General features: G+C 58.8%; 23 protein-coding genes. 16 read left to right on the forward strand and 7 right to left on the reverse strand.

All coding sequences use genetic code 11. From position 1 onward, the window contains the following. Nucleotides 1-321: 321 nt before the first annotated feature. From CUR33_RS05330 to CUR33_RS05345, 4 genes are read right to left on the reverse strand one after another with little or no spacing between them, the layout of a single operon-like run. The gene (locus CUR33_RS05330; protein WP_160085572.1) at nucleotides 322-720 is read right to left on the reverse strand and encodes a hypothetical protein; all 399 of its coding nucleotides are present in this window, start codon (nucleotides 718-720) and stop codon (nucleotides 322-324) included. Nucleotides 721-722: 2 nt separating this feature from the next. Continuing rightward, nucleotides 723-2,960 (reverse strand): hypothetical protein, encoded by a 2,238-nt coding sequence (locus tag CUR33_RS05335; protein ID WP_289238914.1) that lies wholly within the window; start codon nucleotides 2,958-2,960, stop codon nucleotides 723-725. After that, nucleotides 2,957-4,552 carry a site-specific integrase gene (locus CUR33_RS05340; RefSeq protein ID WP_289238915.1) on the reverse strand — a complete coding sequence of 532 codons (1,596 nt, stop codon included), beginning with the start codon at nucleotides 4,550-4,552 and terminating at the stop codon, nucleotides 2,957-2,959. The genes CUR33_RS05335 and CUR33_RS05340 overlap by 4 nt, the downstream gene beginning before the upstream one ends. Further along, a complete protein-coding gene (locus CUR33_RS05345; RefSeq protein WP_160085569.1) occupies nucleotides 4,549-5,814 on the reverse strand; it encodes a site-specific integrase in 1,266 nt (421 codons plus the stop codon). The genes CUR33_RS05340 and CUR33_RS05345 overlap by 4 nt, the downstream gene beginning before the upstream one ends. A gap of 148 nt (nucleotides 5,815-5,962) precedes the next feature. Between CUR33_RS05345 and ettA the strand changes: the two genes are divergently transcribed. The 10 genes from ettA (at nucleotide 5,963) to CUR33_RS05395 (ending at nucleotide 16,264) form a co-directional block, all read left to right on the forward strand. Then, nucleotides 5,963-7,657 (forward strand): energy-dependent translational throttle protein EttA, encoded by a 1,695-nt coding sequence (ettA, locus tag CUR33_RS05350; protein ID WP_289238916.1) that lies wholly within the window; start codon nucleotides 5,963-5,965, stop codon nucleotides 7,655-7,657. Between the two features lie 147 nt (nucleotides 7,658-7,804). Then, a complete protein-coding gene (locus CUR33_RS05355) occupies nucleotides 7,805-8,131 on the forward strand; it encodes a TraR/DksA family transcriptional regulator (RefSeq protein WP_282874957.1) in 327 nt (108 codons plus the stop codon). Between the two features lie 230 nt (nucleotides 8,132-8,361). After that, nucleotides 8,362-10,824, forward strand: a complete 2,463-nt coding sequence (locus CUR33_RS05360; RefSeq protein WP_289238917.1) for a Lon protease family protein — start codon at nucleotides 8,362-8,364, stop codon at nucleotides 10,822-10,824. Between the two features lie 198 nt (nucleotides 10,825-11,022). After that, the gene (locus CUR33_RS05365; RefSeq protein ID WP_090249438.1) at nucleotides 11,023-11,364 is read left to right on the forward strand and encodes a PA4575 family protein; all 342 of its coding nucleotides are present in this window, start codon (nucleotides 11,023-11,025) and stop codon (nucleotides 11,362-11,364) included. Between the two features lie 202 nt (nucleotides 11,365-11,566). Beyond that, entirely contained in the window at nucleotides 11,567-12,061 is a 495-nt protein-coding gene (locus CUR33_RS05370) for a TIGR00645 family protein (RefSeq protein ID WP_090249435.1), read from the forward strand. A 139-nt stretch (nucleotides 12,062-12,200) separates the two neighbouring features. Continuing rightward, on the forward strand, nucleotides 12,201-12,506 hold the full coding sequence (locus CUR33_RS05375) for a DUF6482 family protein (protein WP_289238918.1): 306 nt from the start codon (nucleotides 12,201-12,203) through the stop codon (nucleotides 12,504-12,506). 4 nt (nucleotides 12,507-12,510) lie between these two features. After that, the gene (locus CUR33_RS05380; protein ID WP_289238919.1) at nucleotides 12,511-13,911 is read left to right on the forward strand and encodes a 3'-5' exonuclease family protein; all 1,401 of its coding nucleotides are present in this window, start codon (nucleotides 12,511-12,513) and stop codon (nucleotides 13,909-13,911) included. Then, a complete protein-coding gene (locus CUR33_RS05385; protein WP_289238920.1) occupies nucleotides 13,908-15,443 on the forward strand; it encodes a cryptochrome/photolyase family protein in 1,536 nt (511 codons plus the stop codon). The genes CUR33_RS05380 and CUR33_RS05385 overlap by 4 nt, the downstream gene beginning before the upstream one ends. Next, nucleotides 15,440-15,586, forward strand: a complete 147-nt coding sequence (locus CUR33_RS05390; protein ID WP_160085563.1) for a DUF2256 domain-containing protein — start codon at nucleotides 15,440-15,442, stop codon at nucleotides 15,584-15,586. Before CUR33_RS05385 ends, CUR33_RS05390 begins: the two co-directional genes overlap by 4 nt. Nucleotides 15,587-15,646: 60 nt before the next feature. Further along, nucleotides 15,647-16,264, forward strand: a complete 618-nt coding sequence (locus CUR33_RS05395) for an FKBP-type peptidyl-prolyl cis-trans isomerase (protein ID WP_289238921.1) — start codon at nucleotides 15,647-15,649, stop codon at nucleotides 16,262-16,264. Between the two features lie 75 nt (nucleotides 16,265-16,339). Here the strand turns inward: CUR33_RS05395 and CUR33_RS05400 are convergent, their stop codons facing one another. Together CUR33_RS05400 and CUR33_RS05405 are read right to left on the reverse strand one after the other, a co-directional pair. Continuing rightward, the gene (locus tag CUR33_RS05400; RefSeq protein ID WP_090249418.1) at nucleotides 16,340-16,567 is read right to left on the reverse strand and encodes a PA4570 family protein; all 228 of its coding nucleotides are present in this window, start codon (nucleotides 16,565-16,567) and stop codon (nucleotides 16,340-16,342) included. Between the two features lie 155 nt (nucleotides 16,568-16,722). Next, nucleotides 16,723-17,691: a polyprenyl synthetase family protein gene (locus CUR33_RS05405; RefSeq protein ID WP_289238922.1), complete on the reverse strand. Its 969-nt coding sequence runs from the start codon at nucleotides 17,689-17,691 to the stop codon at nucleotides 16,723-16,725. A 260-nt stretch (nucleotides 17,692-17,951) separates the two neighbouring features. On the opposite strand from CUR33_RS05405, the gene rplU reads away from it, so the two are divergent. The 5 genes from rplU (at nucleotide 17,952) to CUR33_RS05430 (ending at nucleotide 21,622) form a co-directional block, all read left to right on the forward strand. Then, the gene (gene rplU / locus CUR33_RS05410) at nucleotides 17,952-18,263 is read left to right on the forward strand and encodes a 50S ribosomal protein L21 (RefSeq protein ID WP_090249415.1); all 312 of its coding nucleotides are present in this window, start codon (nucleotides 17,952-17,954) and stop codon (nucleotides 18,261-18,263) included. Between the two features lie 39 nt (nucleotides 18,264-18,302). Next, nucleotides 18,303-18,560 (forward strand): 50S ribosomal protein L27, encoded by a 258-nt coding sequence (rpmA, locus tag CUR33_RS05415; RefSeq protein WP_085584170.1) that lies wholly within the window; start codon nucleotides 18,303-18,305, stop codon nucleotides 18,558-18,560. A gap of 175 nt (nucleotides 18,561-18,735) precedes the next feature. Further along, entirely contained in the window at nucleotides 18,736-19,959 is a 1,224-nt protein-coding gene (gene cgtA, locus CUR33_RS05420) for an Obg family GTPase CgtA (RefSeq protein WP_289238923.1), read from the forward strand. A gap of 69 nt (nucleotides 19,960-20,028) precedes the next feature. Further along, nucleotides 20,029-21,147, forward strand: a complete 1,119-nt coding sequence (gene proB / locus CUR33_RS05425; RefSeq protein ID WP_170050522.1) for a glutamate 5-kinase — start codon at nucleotides 20,029-20,031, stop codon at nucleotides 21,145-21,147. A gap of 10 nt (nucleotides 21,148-21,157) precedes the next feature. After that, entirely contained in the window at nucleotides 21,158-21,622 is a 465-nt protein-coding gene (locus CUR33_RS05430) for a CreA family protein (RefSeq protein ID WP_289238924.1), read from the forward strand. 154 nt (nucleotides 21,623-21,776) lie between these two features. Here the strand turns inward: CUR33_RS05430 and rpsT are convergent, their stop codons facing one another. Further along, on the reverse strand, nucleotides 21,777-22,055 hold the full coding sequence (rpsT, locus tag CUR33_RS05435; RefSeq protein ID WP_160085557.1) for a 30S ribosomal protein S20: 279 nt from the start codon (nucleotides 22,053-22,055) through the stop codon (nucleotides 21,777-21,779). A gap of 179 nt (nucleotides 22,056-22,234) precedes the next feature. On the opposite strand from rpsT, the gene murJ reads away from it, so the two are divergent. Next, on the forward strand, nucleotides 22,235-23,779 hold the full coding sequence (gene murJ / locus CUR33_RS05440; RefSeq protein ID WP_289238925.1) for a murein biosynthesis integral membrane protein MurJ: 1,545 nt from the start codon (nucleotides 22,235-22,237) through the stop codon (nucleotides 23,777-23,779). The last annotated feature ends 62 nt before the right edge of the window (nucleotides 23,780-23,841 follow it).

A 23,841-nucleotide genomic window follows, 5' to 3' on the forward strand; every position in this document is an offset into this window, starting at 1 on the left:
CGCGGCTTTTGAGACAACTGCCGCCCAGGAGCAGTCGTTGGGATGCAACTAAACTGGGGCGCTCATTGAGCGCTATTAGATAATAGAACCCACTGCATCAGGCGCTGCGTGAAGTGACCTCTTAAGGTCAACAATCAAGAACGCCACCGCGACCTCTCGCTCTCGCCGATCGACGCGATAGGTCGCGAGGTATGGGGCGCAAAGCCCCGGATTATCAACTCGTCCCCTTCCAGAACGTAGCGCGGAGCATGGGCCGAGTGCTCGAATTTCAGGACGTAGCTGCCATGAGTTTTTTCCAAGTATAAGTTTCTGAACACCGGATCAGGTCTTCTTTTGAAGCTGTGAAACCGGCTGCTCCAACATCGATTGCGTTAGCCCGTGCATATCCGCATTGGCTTGCCAGATCAAAAACCGGCGATACATATCTCGAGCAGCAGCTGACAGCTTCTGATTTTTCTCTGTCAGTTTCTCAATGCGCTCGTTGGCTGCCTGAATATCGCTAATCCAGCCCGGCTTCAGCTTCTGAGCCTTCAATCCCGCCTTGGCATTCTTCATTGCTAAATCCACGGCAGGTAGATTCATCAGGGACTGGCGAGCACGACTGATACCCAGTTTTTCTTTGCAGGCCTCAACGAGCAAAGGCCAGGTCAGCTTCGGCTCTGACCATTCCTCAATTAGCTTAATGATGCGTTTCTCATCCTTTGGCGTTAAATGCCCCATCGTTAACCCTCAATCTCATCCAGCAAGGCCAAGACGTCATCCAACGATGGCAACGCCTCTTGCGCCTGGTTATCTTCAACGAATTTGACTTCGATCAGCCCCGACATTGCGGCGGCGTTCTTGGTCAGCGTCCAACCGTTATCGGCGTTCCACACGATGGCACCGTTTTCGAGTTCGGGGTTTTCCAGCGTATGGATGAGCGCCTCGCACTTAAAGAGCTTCTCACCCAGTTTTTTGGCCGACTCCGATGCCCCGAACACACCCCGAGACTGGGCATCCATGGCTTTATCTAGGCGGCGTTTAAGGTCGTCACGTTCTTCCATGAGGTTGCCCAGCTTCACGTCATCGCCTTTGACGCAACCGAGTCGACCGCAGTCCAAACAGGCACCCATTTTCGGGCAGGGCTCGGAAGCAAAGTTGTGCACACAAACGCCGTAAGGGGTTAGATGGATAATGCGGTCCTGCTCACCCTCGCGCAGTTCCCTCACCTCAATCAGGTTCAGCGGCTGATTGGTTTTGACCTTTTCCAGACGCTGAGCAGCGGTGCTGTGCTTCGTTTGTGGGTGGTAATCCGCAACCCTTTGGGTGCGTTCCTCGACTGTTTCATGGTTGTAGACCGACCCCAACGTCGTGCGCCCGGAGAAGGCGTCAATCAGGAGCTGCGACAGGCCCGCCCGGTGCATCTGCGTGTTCAATTCGTGCCGAAACGCATGCGTGTTGACCGTGACGCCGGGGTAGCCATAGCGCTCGAACAGGCTTTTCCTTGTCGGCTGTTTCGAACCACCTAATTGCACAGTCATTCGGCTAGAGTTCACCGCGATCTCCACGCCAAACCCGTGTGTCACAGTAATGCCACCTGCGTCTTCAGCCAGCGCTCCCGTGCGCACTGTGAACAACGCATTACGGTACTTCACCCGAGCTTTGCCCTCCGTATACGGCGTGGTGTATGGAAAATCCTTTGGAAGATACTTCTCCCGCAACAGCACATTGAGCTTGCGCAGCGTGATCACAAACCGGTCGTCATATTCAAAGCTCTGGATTCCAAGCTTGCCCTTGACGAAGATCTTCTTCCCTGCGCTGGCATCCCACCCGTCTCGGATCTCGGCCATTAGGGCTCGGGCGGCGGGGCTGAGCGCCTCTCGCTTCTCCATGCCTTTCAGCAACGAACGATTAAATGCTTTTCGCGGGCCGCAGGTCTCACCAGCGCTGATTTTCAGCGCGGCACAGGCTTCGGTGTACGTGAGCGGTTCATCAGGCCCCTTGGGTGGCAGTCCTTCATGGGGCGGAAACTCATCGGGATGGTCCTCCAGCCAGGCGGCGTAAGCCCGCGCCTCATCGGTGATCGGTTTCAGTAACGTGATGGCCCGCTCGACGACCGGCTCCATCTCAGGCGTAATGACGGGCTTCAGTATTACCTGGTTTTTCTTTTCCGCGTACCAGCGCAAGAACATGCGCTGGTTGCCTTGGGTGTCCTCTTTGAATACTAGGAAATCCAATTCAACATCCGCCAATTCACCCACGCGACTGGGTGCACTCAGCAGCAGCGCACAGGCGGATGTCACAACGATATCGAGGGGGCGGGTCAATTCGTTATTGAACACTTCCCCGAGGGCCTTGATCGCTTCAGGGTTGGGCAGCTTATGTTCCCGATCCGCTTTTTGCTGCTTGAGCGTGCCACTCAGCCTCCGCCTCAGCGGAGAGGTCCACCGGAAATCCGACTTGAACAGTTTTTTGGCCCGCATCAATGTGATGACGGCCTCAAGTGCCTTACCGTATTTGTATGCGGTATCGCCTTTTGTCCAGTGACGGTTCATGTGGTCGCACGCTTTAGTACAGACAGCGGCGGACACCCGCGTCACATCCCGCGTGCCGGTCAACTCGAACAGGGCGGCTTCCAGCGCCTTCAGGGGGGACAGCCAATCACCGATGTTCTTTTTTTGCAAATACACCCTTCGGTACACCACTATTGCTTTGGCAAACTCCGTGAATGGTACCTGCATCGCCTTTGGGGCGGTTTTGGTCGATCCGAGCTCCGTGAAGCTACAGGATTGGACGCCATGCGAGTGCCAACTGTCGTCTTCCCAGCGAATACTCGCGTGCACTCGATTGGGAATGCCTTTGGGCAGGGTCTGTTTTGCCCATTCGATAAACGCCGCGAGCTGAGCCTCCGCAGCCAGTTGGCTCCTGGGCTTAAAATCGACAATGTTGTTCGTCGGTTCAGAATCAAACCCTTCGGTCATTCTTCTGTCCTCCCAGCGCCCGATGATCGGCGCATGGCCTCACAATCTATAATCACCTTGCGGCAGGCCAGAATGGCCCGATCCCAGAGCACACCGGTGGTTTTGTCCGTGGCAATGGTTTGCTCCCGACGACGTTCCAATCGCTCAAGGACCGAACTGTGATCCGCGTCCAGAAGTGGCTGAAACTTTCCGCAGGCGTAACAGGTAAACGGCGCATCGAGATGGCAGGCGGCATCGGCACCACACACCGCCAGATTCTCGATTAGTCGATCCGCTAGTTCCCCGTTTTTCGCTGAGGTGCGATCTGTGACGATGATCCCAGTGAACGCATTCACAACCAAGGCCAGATGGTCGGTCATCTTCGCGTCGATCAACGCCAGCAACTCTGCCGACACCTGTCGGTACTTTCGCACTGTCTGAGTACCCTTGTGCATTAATGCGCGGGCCATCGCCCACTCACTCATCCCCGCATTGGACAGGTCCGTGCCGAGGGTGTGCCTGAACCGGTGACTCCGCGTCACAATCAGCGGCTGATGGGTGCGAGGCGAAATCGGAAAGTCCTCCATCCGCTCAATGCGCTCAAGCCAAGCATTGATCGTGCTTTTTCCGGCATGAAAGATCGCCTGCGGCGCGTCTTCGAGGCCTTTTTGGAGGGGGCTATCGAGCAAAACAGGGGGATAAACCCGCTCCCTAACTCCTGCTTCATCATCCAGCTTCCGACGAAAGAGGGGCACATTCTGAATGGCTGCATTCCAATCGGTACCGTCTGGATACGTTTGCCAGAGTTGCGCCAGGACCATTGCCTTGTAGGCCTGCACCACGCTGTAGAGGTCATCATCCAGGCTGAATGTTTCGAACTTTACTCGCCAACCTCCCTCGTCCCATCTTTGCTTTGCCCAGGGCATCCTGACCTTGCAGCCCTGATCGCTCTTCGTGAAATCACCAAAAACCAGCGCTCGCGCCTGAGTGCCTCGCGGCCCATAAATCATCAACAAGCGCAGGTAAAGGTACTGCTCGGGATCTAACTGGCCGTGACAAAACTGCTCATGTATCCATTGGTACAGGCCGTCCTGTTCCACCTGCGTGAACGGGCCTTGTTCGGGGTCCAGGCTGAGGATCACATCGTGGCTGGATTTCTTGTTCCTAGGCAGTGCCTGGTAGGCATCGATAAGGGGTTGCGACGGGCGCTGTTCGAGGGATTCGCAGTCGTGCCAAAACGCCATGAAAGAGGCAATGACACTAAACTCAGCATGGTTAAAGCGCTCCCGCAGATCGATCAGGTGATTCTCGTTGAGCGGGTCAAGCCCGGCTTGTGCAGCCCGCGACAACACAGAGGTGGCCACAAGAACCGTGCCCGCTGACACATCGGCCATTCGGTACGCCAGGGCGGCGTGCAACCAGGGCTGCCAATCCGGCGAGACACAGGTAATAGCCGCTTCCCAGTTGACTGAACGACCATTCGATTTATCCGGTCTCCACATGGGGTGGGTAGGTGTGAACACTTCTCCGCACTTGGCAAAGCGAGGCGTGTTCAGCCATGCATCGAGGCTATCCTTCGTGGGTGCCTGAAGTGCTTCGACGGCGATGTTCACTCTGAGCCTCCTTGTGTCGCCTCGGCGTTCTGACGGATGGCCTTAAACCGCTCGGCCCGTTTCTGTATCGCTTTGTCTGCCTCTTCCTTCCAGAATTTCGCGCCGTAGCGGCCGGGCATGTCCGAATCGGGACTCCAGCCAAACATGTATGTCAGGGTCTTTTGAACTTGCGTGGTGCGATCCTCCGGCGTGAACGCTGCCAGTTCCTCACGCATGCTTTCCAGCATCGTGTAGACCGCGTCATGCCTCAGAATATGCGGGTGCACATGAGCCAGTTCCGGTGCTATTTCTCGGACCCTGGACAGAACGCCATCCACTGCCTTGATGGTCAGAGGTCCGCCCTCATTTCGCTTGTGCGCCACCAGCAAAAACGGATGCCTTCTCGCTTGAGATGCGCCGCTACGGGGCTTTCTGTTGCGATATTTCGATTCGTACTCAGTGATCGCGTCATACAGGTCATCGGTCATCACCATCATGCGCTCGTGGGTTTTGAATTGCGGGGCCATGGTTCGTGGATCGAGGCTCTCATCCTCCAGGTTGACCACCGCTAGTTGACGACTGTGCCAGTGAATATCGCTGGTCTTGATCAGCAGCATCTCGGAGCGGCGCAGACCCATGTCGAGACCCAGCAGCAAAATGATGTAGTTACGCAGCCTGATGGCTTCATCTGAAAAGGGGTTCTCGGCGCTATCCGGATACATGATTTCCAGCAATCGAGTTCGCTCCTGGCTGGTAAGCCCTTTCATTTCGTCCAATCGCGTTTCTTTCCACGCAGGGCGGGCCGCATCGATCTTGCGTTTGATGCGCTCCTTCAGGTCGTCAACCGCCTTATATCGTGTTGAGTGATCACCCAACTTGTCATAGAGGAAGGCCAGATAGTCGCGTACCGCCTCGATTCGCTGCTGCGCATGGATTTTGCCAACGGATTTGTAGGCAGTCGGATGCAAACGCATCCCCGCATACTTCTTGGCCAAGGTTTCCTTACTAAACCCCGCGTCCGACACAAATCTGGAAAGCTCGCTGTCTGTCAGGTATTTGCTGGCAGGGCGCTGTTCGATTCGAGAAATCAGATCAATAGAGGAAAAAGCCAGAAACTGCTCAAGCACAACCAGATGCTCAAGGTACTTCTTTGTTGTTTCCAGTGCTCTGCCCGAGTGCTCCATGGTCATGTAGAGGTTGGGGTAGTAAACCGGGATGTAGTCTTGCACCAGCAGCTTTCTACGAGCACCATTCACCACCTGCTCTATGACCTGGAAACCCATATTGCTCCCTCATAAAAAATGACTTTTCTAAGTATAGTCAGGAACAAGTTAAGGTCAGCGCAAAACCTAACGTTTTGCTTTTCCGAATTTAAGCGCTCGTCGCAACCATCAAAGCACTGAAAAAACTGGATTAAAGGCGAATCAAACCATGTCCAAAGGTGACAAATCAGGCAAAACAGGCTCTTACGTATACACCATGCATCGGCTCGGCAAAGTCGTACCGCCGAAGCGGGAAATCCTCAAGAACATCTCCCTGTCGTTCTTCCCGGGCGCGAAGATCGGCGTACTCGGCCTCAACGGCTCGGGTAAATCCACCCTGCTGAAGATCATGGCCGGCGTCGACACCGAGTTCGACGGCGAAGCCCGTCCGATGCCGGAGCTGAATATCGGCTACCTGCCGCAGGAACCGCAGCTCGACCCGAGCAAGACTGTGCGCGAAGTGGTTGAAGAGGCCGTGAGCCAGATCAAGGACGCCCAGGCGCGTCTGGATCAGGTTTACGCCGCGTACGCCGAGCCAGATGCTGACTTCGACAAGCTGGCCGCCGAGCAGGCCAAGCTGGAAGCCATCCTGCAGACCAGCGACGGCCATAACCTCGAGCGTCAGCTGGAAGTTGCGGCGGATGCCCTGCGTCTGCCGGCCTGGGACGCCAAGGTTGAACACCTGTCCGGCGGTGAGAAGCGCCGCGTGGCCCTGTGCCGTCTGCTGCTGTCGGCTCCCGACATGCTGCTGCTCGACGAGCCGACTAACCACCTGGACGCCGACTCGGTCGCCTGGCTGGAGCACTTCCTCCACGACTTCCCGGGCACCGTGGTCGCGATCACGCACGACCGTTACTTCCTGGATAACGTCGCCGGCTGGATTCTCGAACTCGACCGCGGCGCCGGTATTCCTTACGAAGGCAACTATTCGGGTTGGCTGGAAGCCAAGTCGGATCGTCTGGCCCAGGAGTCCAAGCAGCAGTCAGCCCATGAAAAGGCCATGAAGGAAGAACTGGAGTGGGTGCGCAAAGGCGCCAAAGCCCGTCAGTCCAAGTCCAAGGCACGTCTGCAGCGTTTCGAAGAAATGCAGTCGCAGGAATTCCAGAAGCGTAGCGAGACCAACGAGATCTACATCCCGGTTGGCCCGCGTCTGGGCGACAAGGTCATCGACTTCGTTAACGTCAGCAAAGGCTACGGCGACCGCGCGCTGATCGACAACCTGTCGTTCAGCATGCCCAAGGGCGCCATCGTCGGCGTGATCGGCGGTAACGGTGCTGGTAAGTCGACCCTGTTCCGCATGTTGATGGGCAAGGAACAGCCGGACTCTGGCAGCATCGAGATCGGTGAAACCGTGCAGATGGCCTGCGTTGACCAGAGCCGCGACGACCTCGACGGCAGCAAAACCGTGTGGGAAGCCGTGTCTGGTGGTTCCGACATGATCAAGATCGGCAACTATGAAGTGCCGTCGCGCACCTACGTCGGGCGCTTCAACTTCAAGGGCGGTGACCAGCAGAAGTTCGTCAAGGACCTCTCCGGTGGTGAGCGCGGCCGTTTGCACCTGGCGTTGACCCTGAAAGAGGGCGCCAACGTGCTGCTGCTGGACGAACCGTCCAACGACCTCGACGTGGAAACCCTGCGTTCGCTGGAAGAAGCGCTGCTCGACTTCCCGGGCGCTGCCATTGTGATCTCTCACGATCGCTGGTTCCTGGATCGCGTGGCGACCCACATCCTGGCGTACGAAGACGACTCGCATATCGAGTTCTTCGAGGGCAACTACACCGAGTACGAAGCGGATCGTAAAAAACGCTTGGGCGACGCAGCCGCGCAGCCGCACCGCGTGCGTTACAAGAAGCTGGCGCAGTAAGTCAGGTTGCAATAAAAAAACGGGGCCGAAAGGCTCCGTTTTTGTTTGCCGGTTCCGCGTGCAACGCGCGAGCAAGTACTGATCTGCGACAGTGTTTGGCGCCAGCACGGGAGCACACTGAATGCAGTGCTCCCGAGGACTGCCTACATGCCTGCTTTCGACCCCCATATCGCCCTGTACACCTTGGTAAACGAATACAGCGCTCGCGCCAATGCGATCCGCCAGGATCTGGCGCGTCTGCATTCGGCAGGTTTTGCCGAGCAGGCGCAGCAGCGGCAAAACGATGACGTGCTGCAGGCGCTGCTGGCCGAAGCCGAGACCGGGTTGCGCCAAGTCGGCCTCGCCAAGCTGCGCCTGGCCGAGGGGCGCTACGGCTTGTGCTTGCGCTGCGGTGAGGCCATCAGTGCGGCGCGGTTACAGGTGATGCCCGCGGCAGAGTGTTGTCTGGCCTGTGCCGATGCGCGCGAACGTTGAATGCGCTTCTGCATCGGCGGGCAGCAATCCCGCCGCGAAGTTGCGTTTGCGCCGGCTAGTCGACGCTACGACCGGCAGCGTGATGGCGTACGGTTGGTCGCGCTCTGCTCAGCGCGGGTGCACTGGTGTGGCACTTGGCGAGATTTGCCGAGCCAGGACGCGCCTTTTGGCTTGTGGATGCGGGCCGATGCGGCCATGATTTCCACCAGGCCCCCGTCCAAGGATTTCCAATGCCAGACTCCGTCGCAGCCCATTTGCGGTTGGCACCTGAAGCACTTACCCGTCCCTTTTCCCCTGAGCAGTTCAACTTCACCAATACCGAAGACCTGGAGCCCTTCCGTGGCGTATTGGGCCAGGAACGCGCCGTCGAAGCACTGCAGTTCGGCGTGGCGATGCCGCGCCCCGGTTATAACGTGTTTGTTATGGGTGAGCCCGGCACAGGCCGTTTCTCCTTCGTCAAACGCTACCTCAAGGCTGAAGCCAAGCGCCTGGAAGCCCCGGCTGACCGGGTATACGTCAACCATTTTGACGAGCCGCGCGAGCCGCGCGCGCTGGAATTGCCTTCCGGCACTGCTGGCGAGTTTCTCGCTGACATCAACGGCCTGATCGATAACCTGCTGGCGACCTTTCCGGCGGTGTTCGAGCACCCGTCGTTCCAGCAGAAGAAAAACGCGATCGACCGCGACTTCAACAAGCGCTACGACCAGGCCCTAGATGTGGTCGAGCGCCTGTCGCTGGAAAAGAGCGTTGCCCTGTACCGTGACAGTAGCAATATCGCCTTCACCCCGATGCTCGATGGCAAGGCGCTGGATGAAGCCGAGTTTGCCCAGCTGCCGGAAGCCGAGCGCGAGCGCTTCCATGCCGATATCGCCACACTGGAGGAGCGCCTCAACGAGGAGCTGTCCAGTCTGCCGCAGTGGAAGCGCGAGTCGAGCAATCTGCTGCGTCAGCTCAATGAAGAAACCATCACCATCGCCCTGCAACCGCTGCTGGCGCCGCTGTCGCAGAAGTACGCGGAAAACGCCGGAGTCTGCGCCTACCTGCAGGCGGTGCAGGTCAACCTGCTGAAAACCGTGGTCGATCAACTGGTCGAGGTGGAGAAGGCCGACGCACAAACCCGCAAGCTGCTCGAAGAGCAGTACTGCCCGAGCCTGGTCGTCGGCCATCACGCCCAGGGTGGCGCACCGGTGGTGTTCGAGCCGCACCCGACCTACGACAATCTGTTTGGCCGCATCGAATACAACACCGATCAGGGCGCCCTCTACACCAGCTACCGCCAGCTGCGCCCTGGCGCGCTGCACCGCGCCAACGGTGGCTTTCTGATTCTGGAAGCGGAGAAGATGCTCGGCGAGCCGTTTGTCTGGGATGCGCTCAAGCGCGCCCTGCAATCGCGCCAGCTGAAGATGGAGTCGCCGCTGGGCGATCTCGGCCGCATTGCCACCGTGACCCTGACCCCCCAGATGATTCCGCTGCACCTCAAAGTTGTGATCATCGGCTCGCGTCAGCTTTATTACACGCTGCAGGATCTCGATCCGGACTTCCAGGAGATGTTCCGCGTCCTGGTCGACTTCGATGAAGACATCCCGCTGGCCGACGACAGCCTCGAGCAGTTCGCCCAGCTGATGAAAACCCGCACCTCGGAAGAGGGCATGGCGCCGCTGACTGCTGCTGCTGTAGCGCGCGTGGCGACCTACAGTGCGCGCCTGGCCGAACATCAGGGGCGGTTGTCGGCGCGTATTGGCGATCTGTTCCAGCTAGTCAGCGAAGCCGACTTTATCCGCAGCCTGGCGGGGGATGAAGTGACCGACGCCGGGCATATCGAGCGCGCGCTAAAGGCCAAGGCCACGCGCACCGGTCGCGTATCGGCGCGGATCATCGACGACATGCTGGCCGGGATCATCCTCATTGATACCGCCGGAGCGGCCGTGGGCAAGTGCAATGGTTTGACCGTGCTGGAAGTTGGCGACTCGGCCTTCGGTGTACCGGCGCGGATTTCTGCCACGGTCTATCCGGGCGGCAGCGGTATCGTCGACATCGAACGTGAGGTGAATCTCGGCCAGCCGATCCACTCCAAGGGCGTGATGATCCTCACCGGCTACCTGGGTAGCCGTTACGCCCAGGAATTCCCCTTGGAAATCTCCGCGAGCATCGCCCTGGAGCAGTCCTACGGCTATGTCGACGGTGACAGCGCATCCCTCGGTGAGGTGTGCACGCTGATCTCGGCGTTGTCGCGCACGCCGCTCAAGCAGTGCTTCGCCATTACCGGCTCGATCAACCAGTTTGGCGAGGTGCAGGCGGTGGGTGGGGTCAACGAGAAGATCGAAGGCTTCTTCCGCCTGTGCGAGGCCCGCGGCCTTACGGGCGAGCAGGGCGCGATCATTCCGCACTCCAACGTCACCACCCTGATGCTTGATGAACGGGTGCTGCAGGCGGTACGTGCCGGGCAGTTCCATATCTATGCCGTGCGTCAGGTCGATGAGGCGCTGAGTCTGTTGGTCGGCGCGGATGCCGGCTCACCGAATGAGCAGGGTCAGTTCCCGGCGGGCAGCGTCAATGCGCGGGTGGTTGAACGCCTGCGTGATATCGCTGCCATGGGCATGGAAGAGGACGACAAAGAGGAGCCGAAGAAGGAAGAACCGGCTGCTGCGGCCAAGGAGAAGAAGCCTCGGGCGAAAAAGCCGGCGGCTGAATGACCGCCCGGCTGCGACAATTCGCCCGGTGGCTGGTCAGTCACTGAGCGAATTGCGTCGCCGGCCCGTGCGCCTGGCTCTGGCCGGCTTTTCCTCACTTCATCCACACAGTTATCCACAGCAAGCGGGGATAACTGTTGGCTTCCCAGTGGCGCTCGCTCGGGTGTAGGCTGAAGACCTGCTCCCGAGAGGGTCGTCGCCATGGTGCGCAGCCTCAATCTCACCCGTCACTGCTTGGGCCTGGACACCCGTATTGAATGCGTGGTGTTGCCGCTGGCCGGTAACAACGGCCTTTGGACGCTGATTTGTGCGGCAGGCATGGCTGGTGCGCAGCCTTCCACGATTAAGGCACAAGGCCCATTCCACGGGGCTTTTGCTGCTGAAAGCATCCTTGTCGATATCGCTGAAAACCTGCAGGGCATGGGCTATGAGCAAGCCGCTGATGTGCCGATCTGGCGCCTGCATATCCAGGCGGAGTTGCGTCGGCTAAACGGTGATCGTGGCCATCCACTGCGCGACTGCCAGCGCCATCCTGACACCTGAGCAGGCGTCTGGCGAGTTTCTGACCAGCCTCCTGTAAGCCGCTGTCGTGCAAGCGTGCAGTCATTCATCCTGAGCCTGCCCACAAGGTTATCCACAGTTGTCGGGGATAACTGCAACGAGCCTTGATTGCCACACGCCAGGGTTGTCTGGGCGGGGGCGCTGGGTATACTCGCCGGCAGTCTTGAACCCTGAGTGAGTCCTTATGGAACGCATTATCGAAAATGCCATGTATGCCTCGCGTTGGCTGCTGGCGCCCATCTATTTCGGCCTGTCGCTGGCCCTGTTGGCGCTGGCGTTGAAGTTCTTTCAGGAAGTTTTTCACATCCTGCCCAACGTCTTTGCTATGGCTGAAGCCGATCTGATTCTGGTGCTGTTGTCGCTGATCGATATGGCGCTGGTGGGCGGTCTGCTGGTGATGGTGATGATCTCCGGTTACGAGAACTTCGTTTCCCAACTGGATATCAAGGAAGGCACCGAGAAGCTCAGCTGGCTGGGCAAGATGGATTCCAGCTCGCTGAAGATGAAAGTGGCGGCTTCCATTGTGGCGATCTCCTCCATTCATCTGCTCAAAGTGTTCATGAATGCGCAGAACATCCCCGATACCAAGCTGATGTGGTACGTGATCATCCATATGGCCTTTGTGCTCTCGGCGTTTGCCATGGGCTACCTGGACAAGCTCACCAAGCACGATCACTGATCGTTTGCTGCTGGACCCGCCGCCCGGCCGTTGCAAAACGGACGGGCGGTTTGGTTTGTGCCTTGTGCTTTCGCTATGTTGTACAAGAATTGTATTTGTACAGATTTTTGTATAACTTTACTTGCCCGAGGACGTAGCCATGAATCTTCAAGAGCTGTCACAGCATGCCCATTCCGGAAATATCGACGCCCTCAACCTGATCTCGATTGAGGGCGGCATCTACTTGTTGGAAGCGCACATGGATGGTCGGGTCCATCCACTCAACGATGGCCAAGGCAAAACCTTGCACCTGCGCTCAGTTGAGCATGCGCGCGACCTGCTGCATGACTTGCCGCGTGTCCCGTTCCATCTGGTGCACGCGGTGGTGCATGACGAGATGTGCGGCATGCAGGACGGCACCCAGGACACCCTGCGCGTACCGATTTCCTTCAATTCGTCTTGGTAATGCCTTGAGCCCCCCAACCCCGCTGCTTGATCGCCCGCTGGCTGTTATCGATGTGCAAATCACCGGCATGCATCCTGACAAGGACTGCATCTGGGAAATTGCTGTTTTGCAGGTCGATGCGGGTTCGGTGGTGGCGCGCCACTCCTGGTTGTTAAAGCCCGCCTGTGCGCTGCCCCGCACTGTTTCGCGGCTGTCAGGTGTGTTGCCGGCAGAATTGGACGAGCAGCCTGTGTTTGCCGAGATTGCTGGCGAGCTGTCCCGGTTGCTGGAGGGGCGGGTGGTGGTTGGGCACAACCTGCGTGTGGCGCATGCATTTTTGCGGCGGGCCTTCACCCTCGCAGGCCTGTCGGTGCGTTACCGGCAGCTGTGTACCGTGCGGCTCGCGCGTGCCGCCTGGCCGGATTTACCGGATTACAGTCTGGAGGCGCTGTGTGAGCGTCAACAGGTCCGGCGTTTTTTCCGTCATCGTGCACTACCGGACGCCGATGCCGTTTGGCAGTTGCTCTCCAGTTTGTTGGCGCAGGTGCCCGTTGAACTACTGGATGCTCAGGTGCAACGCCAGCTGCGCAAAGCGGCAGTCCCCCGGTTCCTCAGTGCTGAGCGATTGCAAGCGCTGCCTGCGCGGCCGGGGGTTTACTACTTTTATGGCGACAATCAGGCGCTGCTGTACATCGGTAAGAGCCGTAATGTGCGCCAGCGTGTGCAATCGCATTTCCAGAATGATCACCACAGTCGTCGAAGCCTGCAGGTGGCTCAGCAGATCCGTGAGGTGCGCGTGCAGCCTACGGCCGGCGAGCTGGGTGCGCTGTTGTTGGAGGCTGCGGAGGTCAAGCGGCTTTTGCCGTTGTATAACCGGCAACTGCGGCGCCAGCGTGAACTGCTGACGTGGAGCCTTAGCCAGTCTCCGGGCGGTTGGCAGCTGGCATTGCAGGGTGTCGACACCCATGCACCGATTGACAGCAGTGTCGGCTTATTCCGCTCACGGCGTCAGGCTCAGGACTGGTTGCGCAGCCAGGCGCGCAAGCATCAGTTGTGTTTACGTCTGATCGGTCTGGAAGCGGGCATGGGCGCTTGCTTTGCCACTCAACTGGGTGGCTGTCAGGGCGCCTGCTGCGGGCAAGAGCCTCGTGCTGCGCATGATGCCCGGCTGCTGGCCGCCTGCGAACAGCTGCGTACGGTGGCCTGGCCCTGGCCGGGGACTGTCGCGCTGGTTGAGCGTGATCCTGAGCATGGGCTCTCGCAGTGGCATGTGTTGGATCAGTGGCGCTACCTGGCCACGGTCGATGACCCGGCCTTGCTTCATTCCGTCAGTCAGCAGCCATCTCAGGCATTCAGTCTGGATGCCTACCACATCGTGCTGAGCCATTTACGGCGCTGCCCAAACACCGAGGTTGTTATGTTATGACCACTCGCCGGCTCGCCCTGATACTGGGTGATCAGCTGTCTTTCGATCTGCCCAGTCTGCAGGCTCTGGACCCGCAGCAGGATGCGGTGTTGCTCGCAGAGGTGGCCGCCGAAACGGACTATGTGCCGCACCACCCGCAGAAAATTGCGCTGATCTTCAGTGCCATGCGTCACTTTGCCGAGGCATTGCGCGAGCGCGGTTGGCGTGTGCAGTACGTAGCACTGGACGACCCGGACAACAGCGGCTCGCTGCCGGGAGAGTTGCTGCGCTGGGCCGCGCAGTTGCAGGCGACTGAAGTGCATGTCACCGAGTGTGGTGAGTGGCGGCTGGAAGATCAGTTGAAGCGCAGCGGCGTGCCGATCACCTGGCATGCCGACAGCCGCTTTATCTGTGGTCGTGACGAGTTCGTACAGTGGGCCGAGGGGCGCAAACAGCTGCGCATGGAGTTCTTTTACCGCGAGATGCGCCGTAAGACCGGTTTGCTGCTCAATGGTGACGGTACCCCGGTGGGCGGCGCATGGAACTTCGATGCGGAAAACCGTAAGGCACTGCCCAAGCAGATCAAGGCGCCGATGACGGCACGCTTCCCGGCGGATGCCATTACTCAGGACGTACTGGTGCTGGTGGCCGAGCGCTTCAGTCATCACTACGGCAGTCTGGCGGCTTTCGATTACCCGGTGACCCATGCCGAGGCCGAAGCGCTGTGGCAGCATTTTCTCGATTTCGCCCTGCCGGCTTTTGGCGATTACCAGGACGCCATGGCAGTCGGTGAGCCGTTTCTGTTCCATGCGCGGATCAGCGCAGCGCTGAATATTGGTCTGCTGGATGTGCGCCGGCTGTGTGCGGATGTGGAGGCGGCCTACTGGCGTGGCCAGGTGCCGCTGAATGCTGCGGAAGGCTTTATCCGGCAGTTGATTGGTTGGCGCGAATACGTGCGCGGCATCTACTGGATGCACATGCCGGAGTACGCCGAGCGCAATGCCTTCGGCAACACTCGGCTGCTACCGGAGTTCTACTGGACCGGTAAAACCCGCATGAAATGCATGAGTCAGGCCATCGGCCAGACGTTGGAACATGCCTATGCCCACCACATCCAGCGGCTGATGGTCACCGGCAACTTCGCCCTGCTGGCCGGTATCCAGCCCAGCCAGGTCTGCGACTGGTACTTGGCGGTGTACATGGATGCCTTCGATTGGGTCGAGCTGCCCAACACCCTGGGCATGGTCATGCACGCCGATGGCGGTTATCTGGGCTCCAAGCCCTATTGCGCCAGTGGTCAGTACATCAAACGGATGTCCAACTACTGCGGCGACTGCGCCTACAAGGTCACGGAAAGCGTGGGTGAGCAGGCCTGCCCGTTCAATGCGCTGTACTGGCATTTTCTTATGCGCCACCGCGAGCAGCTGTCCGGTAACCATCGGTTGGGCATGATCTATCGCGGTTTGGACAAGATGAGCGATGCCAAGCAGCAGGGCTTATGGACGCGGGGTGAGCAGTTGCTGGCGCGTCTGGATGCGGGTGAGGCCCTGTGAAAAAGGCCGAATTGCCGGTCAAAACCTGTGCGGTGTGTGGGCTGCCCTTCACCTGGCGCAAGAAGTGGGCGCGCTGCTGGGATGAGGTGAAGTACTGCTCCGAGCGCTGTCGGCGTCATCGTCAGGGCGCTGCCGGCGGGTAGGGCGGTCAGGCGGTTTGTGCTAGGCTGGCCGACCTTTTTTAGCCCTAGCGGAGCCGTGCTATGTCCGAACTCAATCTCTCGACTGACGAAACCCGCGTCAGCTACGGCATTGGCCGTCAGCTGGGTGGTCAGCTGCGCGACAACCCGCCGCCGGGTGCCAGCCTGGACGCCATCATCGCCGGTATCACCGATGCCTTCGCCGGCCAGCCAAGCCGCGTCAGCGAAGCGGAGCTGACCGCTAGCTTCAAAGTCATCCGTGACATCATGCAAGCCGAAGCGGCTGCCAAGGCCGAAGCGGCTGCCGGCGCGGGTCTGGCGTTCCTCGCTGAAAACGCCAAGCGTGACGGCATCACCGTTCTGGCTTCTGGCCTGCAGTACGAAGTGCTGGCCGCCGGCGAAGGTGCCAAGCCTTCTCGCGAAGATACAGTGCGCACCCACTACCACGGCACCCTGATCGACGGCACTGTATTCGACAGCTCCTACGATCGTGGCCAGCCTGCCGAGTTTCCGGTTGGCGGCGTGATCGCCGGCTGGACCGAAGCCCTGCAGCTGATGAATGCCGGCAGCAAATGGCGCCTGTACGTGCCGAGCGAGCTGGCTTACGGCGAGCAAGGCGTGGGCAGCATCCCGCCGCACAGCGTGCTGGTGTTTGATGTGGAGCTGTTGGACGTTCTCTAACGCTCAGTCGGTTTACCTTCGTGGGCATGGCCCGCTCTTACTTGATGTAGGAGCGGGCCATGCTCACGATGCGTTTCAGGGGCGCAACGCTCGGGCGTAGCAGTAGAGAAACAGATTACGCACCAACTCTTTAAGCACTAGCGGCTCGCTGGAGTTCAGCTCGTGCAGATCCAGATCCCCCTGATCACGCAGCTCATCCAGGGCATCTTCCTTAAGCAGGGCGCAAACCTCGCCGGTGTTGCGATTGAGAATGCGAAGATACGGCTGCGGGCGGTCCAGCCAGGCATCGATCAGATAGGTCATGACTCATCTCCCTTTCAAGTGGTCAGATGAGAATAATTCTTATTATATTTATAGCAAGGATTAATCGCTGCCTTTTGTCGCACGGTTTGATTGCTGTGGATCGCTGCTAATAAAAAGCCCGCCATATGGCGGGCTTTTGTCTGTCCTGGGAAACTTTAGTGCGTGCGGGCTACGGCAAAGCGGCTGAGTTCGATCAGTGCGTCGCGGTATTCGCTGGCCGGCAGCGCATCCAGGCAAGCGATGGCGCGCTCGGCGAAGTCACGCGCTTGCTGTGCGGTGTAGTCCAGCGCGCCAGCCGCTTCTACGGCATTACGGATGCTTTCCAGGTCTTCGATGCCGCCTTTCTGGATCGCCTGGCGTACCAGTGCAGCTTGTTCAGGGGTCCCTTCGCGCATGGTGTAGATCAGCGGCAGGGTCGGCTTGCCCTCGGCCAGGTCGTCACCGACGTTCTTGCCCAGGGTAGTGGCATCACCACGGTAGTCGAGCAGGTCGTCGACCAGTTGGAAGGCCACGCCGAGGTGGTCGCCAAAGGTACGCAGCGCTTCGGTCTGTTCGGTGTTGGCGCCCGCCAGTGCTGCGGCGCTGTGGGTCGAGGCTTCGAAGAGCATAGCAGTCTTGCCGCGGATGACTTCCATGTAGGTTTCTTCGGTGGTGCTGGCGTCGCGGATCTTCGACAGCTGCAGCACTTCGCCTTCGGCAATCACCCTGGTGGCCTTTGAAAGGATCTTCATCACCGGCATGGAGCCAAGTTCGACCATCATTTCGAAGGAGCGCGAATAAAGGAAGTCGCCGACCAGTACGCTTGGCGCGTTGCCCCACTGGGCATTGGCGGTGCTGCGGCCGCGGCGCATGTCGGACATGTCGACCACGTCGTCGTGCAGCAAGGTGGCGGTGTGCAGAAATTCGATGGTGGCAGCGAGCAGGCGCAGGTTGTCGCCTTCAATGCCCAACGCCTTACCACTGAGCAGAACCAGCAAAGGCCGCAGGCGTTTTCCGCCGGCGGAGATAATATAGTCGCCGATCTTCTCTACGAGCGGTACGCGCGACACCAGTTGGGCGCGGATGATGCCGTCGACGGCGGTAAAGTCATCCGCCACCACGCGGTAGAAAGCCTGGGGTTGCATCGCTTGCACCTGCTACTCATGGGTTGCGCGGCATGCTAGGGGGCAGGGTAGGGGCTGTCAAGGCAAGAGGCTGGTGCTCTGGGTGTCGGGGCCTTGCGTCGCGCTGGCTGCTTGCGTACAATCGCGCACCCTGAACTTCCCCCTGGGTATTTCCCTGCCTTACGCAATTGCAAGGGTGTCCTTGAAGGCCCCAAGCAGCCATGCCAGCCGACACTTATTCCTATAAAGCGCTGGGTGAGCAGGATTAACGGAGATTTACCATGTACGCAGTAATTGTTACTGGTGGCAAGCAATACAAAGTCACCGAAGGCGAATTCCTCAAGGTCGAAAAACTCGAGCTGGCCACTGGCGCAGCTGTGACTTTTGACCGTGTTCTGCTGGTCGGCAATGGCGACGACGTTCAAATCGGCGCTCCGGTTGTTGAAGGTGCCAAAGTTGTTGCTGAAGTGATCGCTCAAGGTCGTCACGACAAGGTCACCATCATCAAGTTCCGTCGTCGTAAGCACCACATGAAGCGCCAGGGCCACCGTCAGTGGTACACCGAGATCAAAATCACCGGTATCCAGGCCTGATTCGTTTCGGTCTGATCCCTTTATAGGAGTATTGAACTCATGGCACACAAAAAAGCTGGCGGTAGTACCCGCAACGGTCGCGACTCAGAAGCCAAACGCCTTGGCGTGAAGATGTATGGCGGCCAGGCTATCAAAGCAGGCAACATCATCGTGCGTCAGCGCGGCACCCAGTTCCACGCCGGTTACGGCGTTGGCATGGGTAAAGATCACACCCTCTTCGCGAAAATCGAAGGCGTGATCAAGTTTGAAGTAAAAGGCGCGTTCAACCGCCGTTACGTGAGCGTCGTTGCGGCTTAATAGCGCGACTGCTGGGAAAGCCCCGTCCTTGCGACGGGGCTTTTTTGTTTCTGTATTCTTGGGGTTCTTGCCAAACTGTCCTGGGTGTTAGCGTTCGATTTGAATGCAGGTCAATTTTGCAAGAACCTGGTGTTTCTCGGTTTAGATGACCCGCGTGATTGCGGGAGGCGTAAAAATGAAATTCGTCGATGAAGTATCGATTTTTGTAAAAGCCGGCGACGGCGGTAACGGCATGATGGCTTTTCGTCGTGAAAAGTTCATCGAGAAGGGCGGTCCCAACGGTGGTGATGGCGGTGACGGTGGTTCGGTGTATATCGAGGCGGTCGAGAACTTCAATACCCTAGTGGATTACCGCTATACCCGTCGTTTCCAGGCACAGAATGGTGAGAAGGGTGGCAGCACCGACTGTACCGGTGCCAAGGGTGAGGATCTGATCCTGCCGGTGCCGATTGGTACCACGGTGATCGATGCCGGCACTCAGGAGGTGATTGGTGACTTGGTTCGCGCTGGCCAGCGTTTGATGGTGGCGCAGGGCGGTTGGCATGGTCTGGGTAACACCCGCTTCAAGTCCAGTACCAACCGAGCGCCGCGGCAAACCACTCCGGGCAAGCCGGGCGAGTCGCGCGATCTCAAGCTGGAATTGAAGGTATTGGCCGATGTCGGCCTGCTGGGTTTGCCGAATGCCGGCAAGAGCACCTTCATTCGCTCCGTGTCGGCCGCCAAGCCGAAAGTCGCTGACTATCCCTTCACCACTCTGGTGCCAAACCTGGGCGTGGTCAGTGTCGATCGCTACAAAAACTTCGTGGTTGCAGACATTCCGGGGCTGATCGAGGGTGCTTCTCACGGTGCTGGTTTGGGCATCCGCTTCCTCAAGCATTTGTCGCGTACCCGTCTGTTGCTGCATCTCGTTGATATGGCGCCGCTGGATCTGACCGATCCGGCCGAGTCGGCCGCCACCATTATTGATGAGCTGACCAAGTTCAGTCCGTCGCTGGCTGAGCGTGAGCGCTGGCTGGTGCTGAGCAAGGCTGACCAGATGCTCGATGAAGAGCAGGAAGCGCGGATTGCTGAAATCGTCGCGCGGATCGAGTGGACTGGGCCGGTTTATGTGATTTCTGCCCTGGCGCGCCAGGGCACTGAGAAGCTCTGTTATGACATCATGGATTTCCTTGAAGCGCGCGCTGAGCGCATTCAGGAAAACCCAGAGTACGCCGCCGAGTTGGCCGAGCTGGATACGCGCATCGAGGACGAAGCGCGCGCTCAGCTGCAGGCGCTGGACGACAAGCGTGCGCTGCGTCGTTCCGGGGTCAAGGCAGTCGGTGATGTCGATGAAGACGACAGCTTCTGGGATGAAGAAGACGAAGATGATGGCCCGGAAATCATTTACGTCCGGGATTAAGCAACTACAAAAACGCCGCTTAATTGCGGCGTTTTTGTAATCACAGGTCGCGGCTAAGGTTGGAAGATCATGCGTGACAAGGTAACCGGTGCGCAGCGCTGGGTAGTGAAGATTGGTAGTGCGTTGCTGACCGCTGATGGTCGTGGTTTGGATCGTGCGGCCATGGCGGTTTGGGTCAAGCAGATGGTCGCGCTGCGTGAGCAGGGTGTTGAGCTGGTGCTGGTGTCCTCCGGTGCGGTGGCGGCTGGTATGAGCAAGTTGGGCTGGGTAGCGCGACCGAGCGCCATGCATGAGTTGCAGGCGGCGGCAGCTATTGGCCAGATGGTGCTGATTCAGGCGTGGGAATCGAGCTTTGCCGAGCATGGCCGGCGCACGGCGCAGATTCTGCTGACCCATGACGATCTGTCTGATCGCAAGCGTTACCTGAATGCGCGTAGCACGCTGCGCACGCTGGTGGATCTGGATGTGGTGCCAGTGATCAACGAGAACGACACTGTGGTTACCGATGAGATCCGCTTTGGTGATAACGACACCCTGGCTGCGCTGGTGGCCAATCTGGTCGAGGCCGACCTGTTGGTAATTCTTACTGATCGCGACGGCATGTATAACGCCGATCCGCGGCATAACCCCGATGCTGAGCTGATTTTCGAGGCGCGCGCCGATGATCCGGCGCTGGATGCTGTGGCGGGTGGCGTGGGTGGTGCGCTGGGGCGTGGCGGTATGCAGACCAAGCTGCGCGCGGCGCGTTTGGCGGCGCGTTCCGGTGCTCATACGGTAATCGTTGGTGGTGCCATCGAGCAGGTGCTGGCGCGGCTCAAGGCAGGCGAGCGTCTGGGTACGCTGCTTGCGCCTGAGCGCGGCATGCTGGCAGCGCGTAAGCAGTGGCTCGCCGGGCATTTGCAGACGCGCGGCACCCTGGTGCTGGATGATGGTGCGGTCACGGCGCTGGCGACCGGTACCAAGAGTTTGTTGCCAGTTGGCGTAAAGGCCGTGCAGGGTAGCTTTCGTCGCGGTGAGATGGTGGTCTGCGTGGCGGCGGATGGTCGCGAGATTGCCCGTGGGTTGGCTAACTACAGTGCGCTTGAAGCGCAAAAGATCATCGGTCAGTCGTCGGATGCCATCGAGAGGCTGCTGGGTTATGTTGATGAGCCCGAGTTGGTGCATCGGGATAATTTGATCCTGATTTGAGGGAAGGCTGATGCGAGTGGTAAAGGGATTGCTGGGTGCGCTGGTGCTGTTGCCTGGGTTGGTGGCGGCCGAGCAGATCGGTGAAGTGTCGACGGTTTTCAAGTTTATGGGGCCGAACGACAAGATCGTCGTCGAGGCGTTTGATGACCCTAAGGTGGAGGGCGTGACCTGCTACCTGTCACGGGCCAAGACCGGTGGAGTCAAGGGTGGTTTGGGTCTTGCTGAGGATCGCGCCGAGGCGTCGATTGCCTGTCGCCAGGTCGGGCCGATTAGCTTCCTGAAGAAGCTCAAGGAGGGCGAGGAGGTGTTTCGTGAGCGTACCTCGCTGGTATTCAAGACCATGCAGGTCGTGCGGTTCTTTGATCAGAAGCGCAATACCCTGGTTTATCTGGTCTACAGCGATCGTGTAATCGAGGGGAGTCCGCAGAATGCGGTGACGGCCATTCCGATTCTGCCCTGGCCGCAAAAGCCCTGAATCAAAAAGCCCGAAATGATTCGGGCTTTTTTGTGGCCTGCCACTCATGGCGACTACCTCTGGGTGTTGCAGGCTGCGCCGGCAATTATTGCGAGCAATAAAAAACCGGCGATTAAGCCGGTTTTTCAAGAACGAGTAGCGTGTCGCAAGCAGCTTAGGCAGCTGCAGCAGCGCTCAGGGCCTTGATGTGGCCATTGAGGCGGCTCTTATGGCGAGCGGCTTTGTTCTTGTGGATGATGCCTTTATCGGCCATACGGTCGATTACCGGCACAGCCAGGGTGTAAGCAGTAGCTGCAAGAGCAGCGTCTTTGGCTTCGATAGCCTTGACGACGTTCTTGATGTAAGTACGAACCATCGAGCGCTGGCTGGCGTTATGGCTACGACGCTTCTCAGCCTGTTTTGCGCGTTTTTTGGCAGAAGGTGTATTGGCCACCGTCAAGCTCCTCGAAGAAAAATTCTGGGGGTTACAAACAAATAAGGCCGCGAATCATGCCGATATGAGGGAGAGCTGTCAAGCCTGTTGGCTTTTCCCTGTGCTGGCCTGACCAGCGGCAGACCGCTACACTCGTCGCCTTTGCGCGCCAGTGATTGTTTGCGGAGCCGGGATACTACATGAATTTGCTCAAGTCGTTGGCCGCTGTCAGCTCCATGACCATGCTTTCGCGTGTATTGGGCTTTGTGCGCGACACCATCATTGCCCGCACCTTCGGCGCTGGCGTGGCCTCGGACGCCTTTGTGGTGGCGTTCAAGCTGCCCAATCTACTGCGGCGGATTTTTGCCGAGGGCGCGTTCTCTCAAGCCTTTGTGCCGATTCTGGCCGAATATAAAACCCAGCAGGGCGATGAGGCAGCGCGCACGTTTCTCGCATACGTGACAGGCCTGCTGACGCTGGTGCTGGCGCTGGTAACCTTTATTGGCATCCTCGCGGCGCCGTGGATTGTCTGGGCCTCCGCTCCTGGTTTCGCTGATGAGGCGGAGCGCTTTGAGCTGACCACCGAGCTGCTGCGGGTGACCTTTCCTTATATTCTGCTGATCTCCCTGTCCTCGCTGGCGGGGGCGGTGCTCAATACCTGGAACAGGTTCTCGGTGCCGGCCTTTGTGCCGACTCTGCTCAACGTCAGCATGATTGTCTTCGCCCTGTTTCTGACCCCCTATTTCGATCCGCCAATCATGGCGCTGGGTTGGGCGGTGCTGGTGGGGGGCTTGGCGCAGTTGCTGTTCCAGCTGCCGCATCTGCACAAGATCGGCATGCTGGTGCTGCCGCGTCTGAACCTCAAGGACACAGGCGTGTGGCGCGTGATAAAGCAGATGGGGCCGGCGATCTTCGGGGTGTCGGTCAGCCAGATTTCGCTGATCATCAATACGATCTTTGCCTCCTTTCTGGTCGCAGGCTCCGTGTCCTGGATGTATTACGCCGACCGCTTGATGGAGCTGCCGGCCGGTGTGCTCGGCGTGGCGCTGGGGACCATTTTGCTGCCGGCCTTATCGAAAACCCATTCGGGCGCCAACCGCGAGGACTACTCCAAGCTGCTCGACTGGGGTTTGCGTCTGTGCCTGGTGTTGGCGCTGCCCAGTGCGGTGGCGTTGGCGATTATCTCCGAGCCGTTGATCGCCTCGCTGTTCCAGTACGGCAAGTTCACCGCTGCCGATACCTTGATGACCCAGCGGGCCTTGATTGCTTACTCGCTGGGGCTGGTCGGCATCATTCTGGTGAAAATTCTTGCGCCTGCCTTCTACGCCCAGCAGAACATCAAAACCCCGGTGCGTATCGGTCTGGTGACATTGCTGGCGACCCAGGCGATGAACGTGCTGTTTATCTTTGTGATTCCCTTGGCGCATGCCGGTTTGGCTTTGGCCATCGGCCTGGCCGCCTGTCTGAATGCTGGTCTGTTGTACTGGCAGCTACGCAAGCGCGACATGTTCCAACCACAGCCGGGTTGGGCGTTGTTCCTCGGCAAGTTGTTGCTGGCGCTGCTGGCGATGGTGGTGGTGTTACTGCTGGCTATGCAGCAGCTGCCAGCTTGGGCGGACAGCACTATGCTCTGGCGTTTACTGCGCCTGGGTGGGCTGGTGAGTGTGGGCATGTTGGCCTATTTGGCCGTGTTGGCGCTGCTGGGGTTCCGTTTGAAGGATTTTGCTCGCCGCAGTGCGCTCTGAGTTGCAGCTGATTTGCTGCCTGTTGTCCGCTGCTCGGTGTGCGTATAATCGAGCACTTTATG

The organism is Pseudomonas sp. FEMGT703P (genome assembly GCF_002786345.1).
In the GTDB taxonomy this organism is placed as follows: Bacteria; Pseudomonadota; Gammaproteobacteria; order Pseudomonadales; family Pseudomonadaceae; genus Aquipseudomonas; species Aquipseudomonas peli.

What these genes read in the sequence shown, in the direction of transcription:
- CUR33_RS05330 (WP_160085572.1), bottom strand. Translation starts at nt 720, where the DNA reads ATGGGGCATTTAACGCCAAAGGATGAGAAACGCATCATTAAGCTAATT.
- CUR33_RS05335 (WP_289238914.1), bottom strand. Translation starts at nt 2,960, where the DNA reads ATGACCGAAGGGTTTGATTCTGAACCGACGAACAACATTGTCGATTTT.
- CUR33_RS05345 (WP_160085569.1), bottom strand. Translation starts at nt 5,814, where the DNA reads ATGGGTTTCCAGGTCATAGAGCAGGTGGTGAATGGTGCTCGTAGAAAG.
- ettA (WP_289238916.1), top strand. Translation starts at nt 5,963, where the DNA reads ATGTCCAAAGGTGACAAATCAGGCAAAACAGGCTCTTACGTATACACC.
- CUR33_RS05355 (WP_282874957.1), top strand. Translation starts at nt 7,805, where the DNA reads ATGCCTGCTTTCGACCCCCATATCGCCCTGTACACCTTGGTAAACGAA.
- CUR33_RS05360 (WP_289238917.1), top strand. Translation starts at nt 8,362, where the DNA reads ATGCCAGACTCCGTCGCAGCCCATTTGCGGTTGGCACCTGAAGCACTT.
- CUR33_RS05365 (WP_090249438.1), top strand. Translation starts at nt 11,023, where the DNA reads ATGGTGCGCAGCCTCAATCTCACCCGTCACTGCTTGGGCCTGGACACC.
- CUR33_RS05370 (WP_090249435.1), top strand. Translation starts at nt 11,567, where the DNA reads ATGGAACGCATTATCGAAAATGCCATGTATGCCTCGCGTTGGCTGCTG.
- CUR33_RS05375 (WP_289238918.1), top strand. Translation starts at nt 12,201, where the DNA reads ATGAATCTTCAAGAGCTGTCACAGCATGCCCATTCCGGAAATATCGAC.
- CUR33_RS05385 (WP_289238920.1), top strand. Translation starts at nt 13,908, where the DNA reads ATGACCACTCGCCGGCTCGCCCTGATACTGGGTGATCAGCTGTCTTTC.
- CUR33_RS05395 (WP_289238921.1), top strand. Translation starts at nt 15,647, where the DNA reads ATGTCCGAACTCAATCTCTCGACTGACGAAACCCGCGTCAGCTACGGC.
- CUR33_RS05400 (WP_090249418.1), bottom strand. Translation starts at nt 16,567, where the DNA reads ATGACCTATCTGATCGATGCCTGGCTGGACCGCCCGCAGCCGTATCTT.
- CUR33_RS05405 (WP_289238922.1), bottom strand. Translation starts at nt 17,691, where the DNA reads ATGCAACCCCAGGCTTTCTACCGCGTGGTGGCGGATGACTTTACCGCC.
- rplU (WP_090249415.1), top strand. Translation starts at nt 17,952, where the DNA reads ATGTACGCAGTAATTGTTACTGGTGGCAAGCAATACAAAGTCACCGAA.
- rpmA (WP_085584170.1), top strand. Translation starts at nt 18,303, where the DNA reads ATGGCACACAAAAAAGCTGGCGGTAGTACCCGCAACGGTCGCGACTCA.
- cgtA (WP_289238923.1), top strand. Translation starts at nt 18,736, where the DNA reads ATGAAATTCGTCGATGAAGTATCGATTTTTGTAAAAGCCGGCGACGGC.
- proB (WP_170050522.1), top strand. Translation starts at nt 20,029, where the DNA reads ATGCGTGACAAGGTAACCGGTGCGCAGCGCTGGGTAGTGAAGATTGGT.
- CUR33_RS05430 (WP_289238924.1), top strand. Translation starts at nt 21,158, where the DNA reads ATGCGAGTGGTAAAGGGATTGCTGGGTGCGCTGGTGCTGTTGCCTGGG.
- murJ (WP_289238925.1), top strand. Translation starts at nt 22,235, where the DNA reads ATGAATTTGCTCAAGTCGTTGGCCGCTGTCAGCTCCATGACCATGCTT.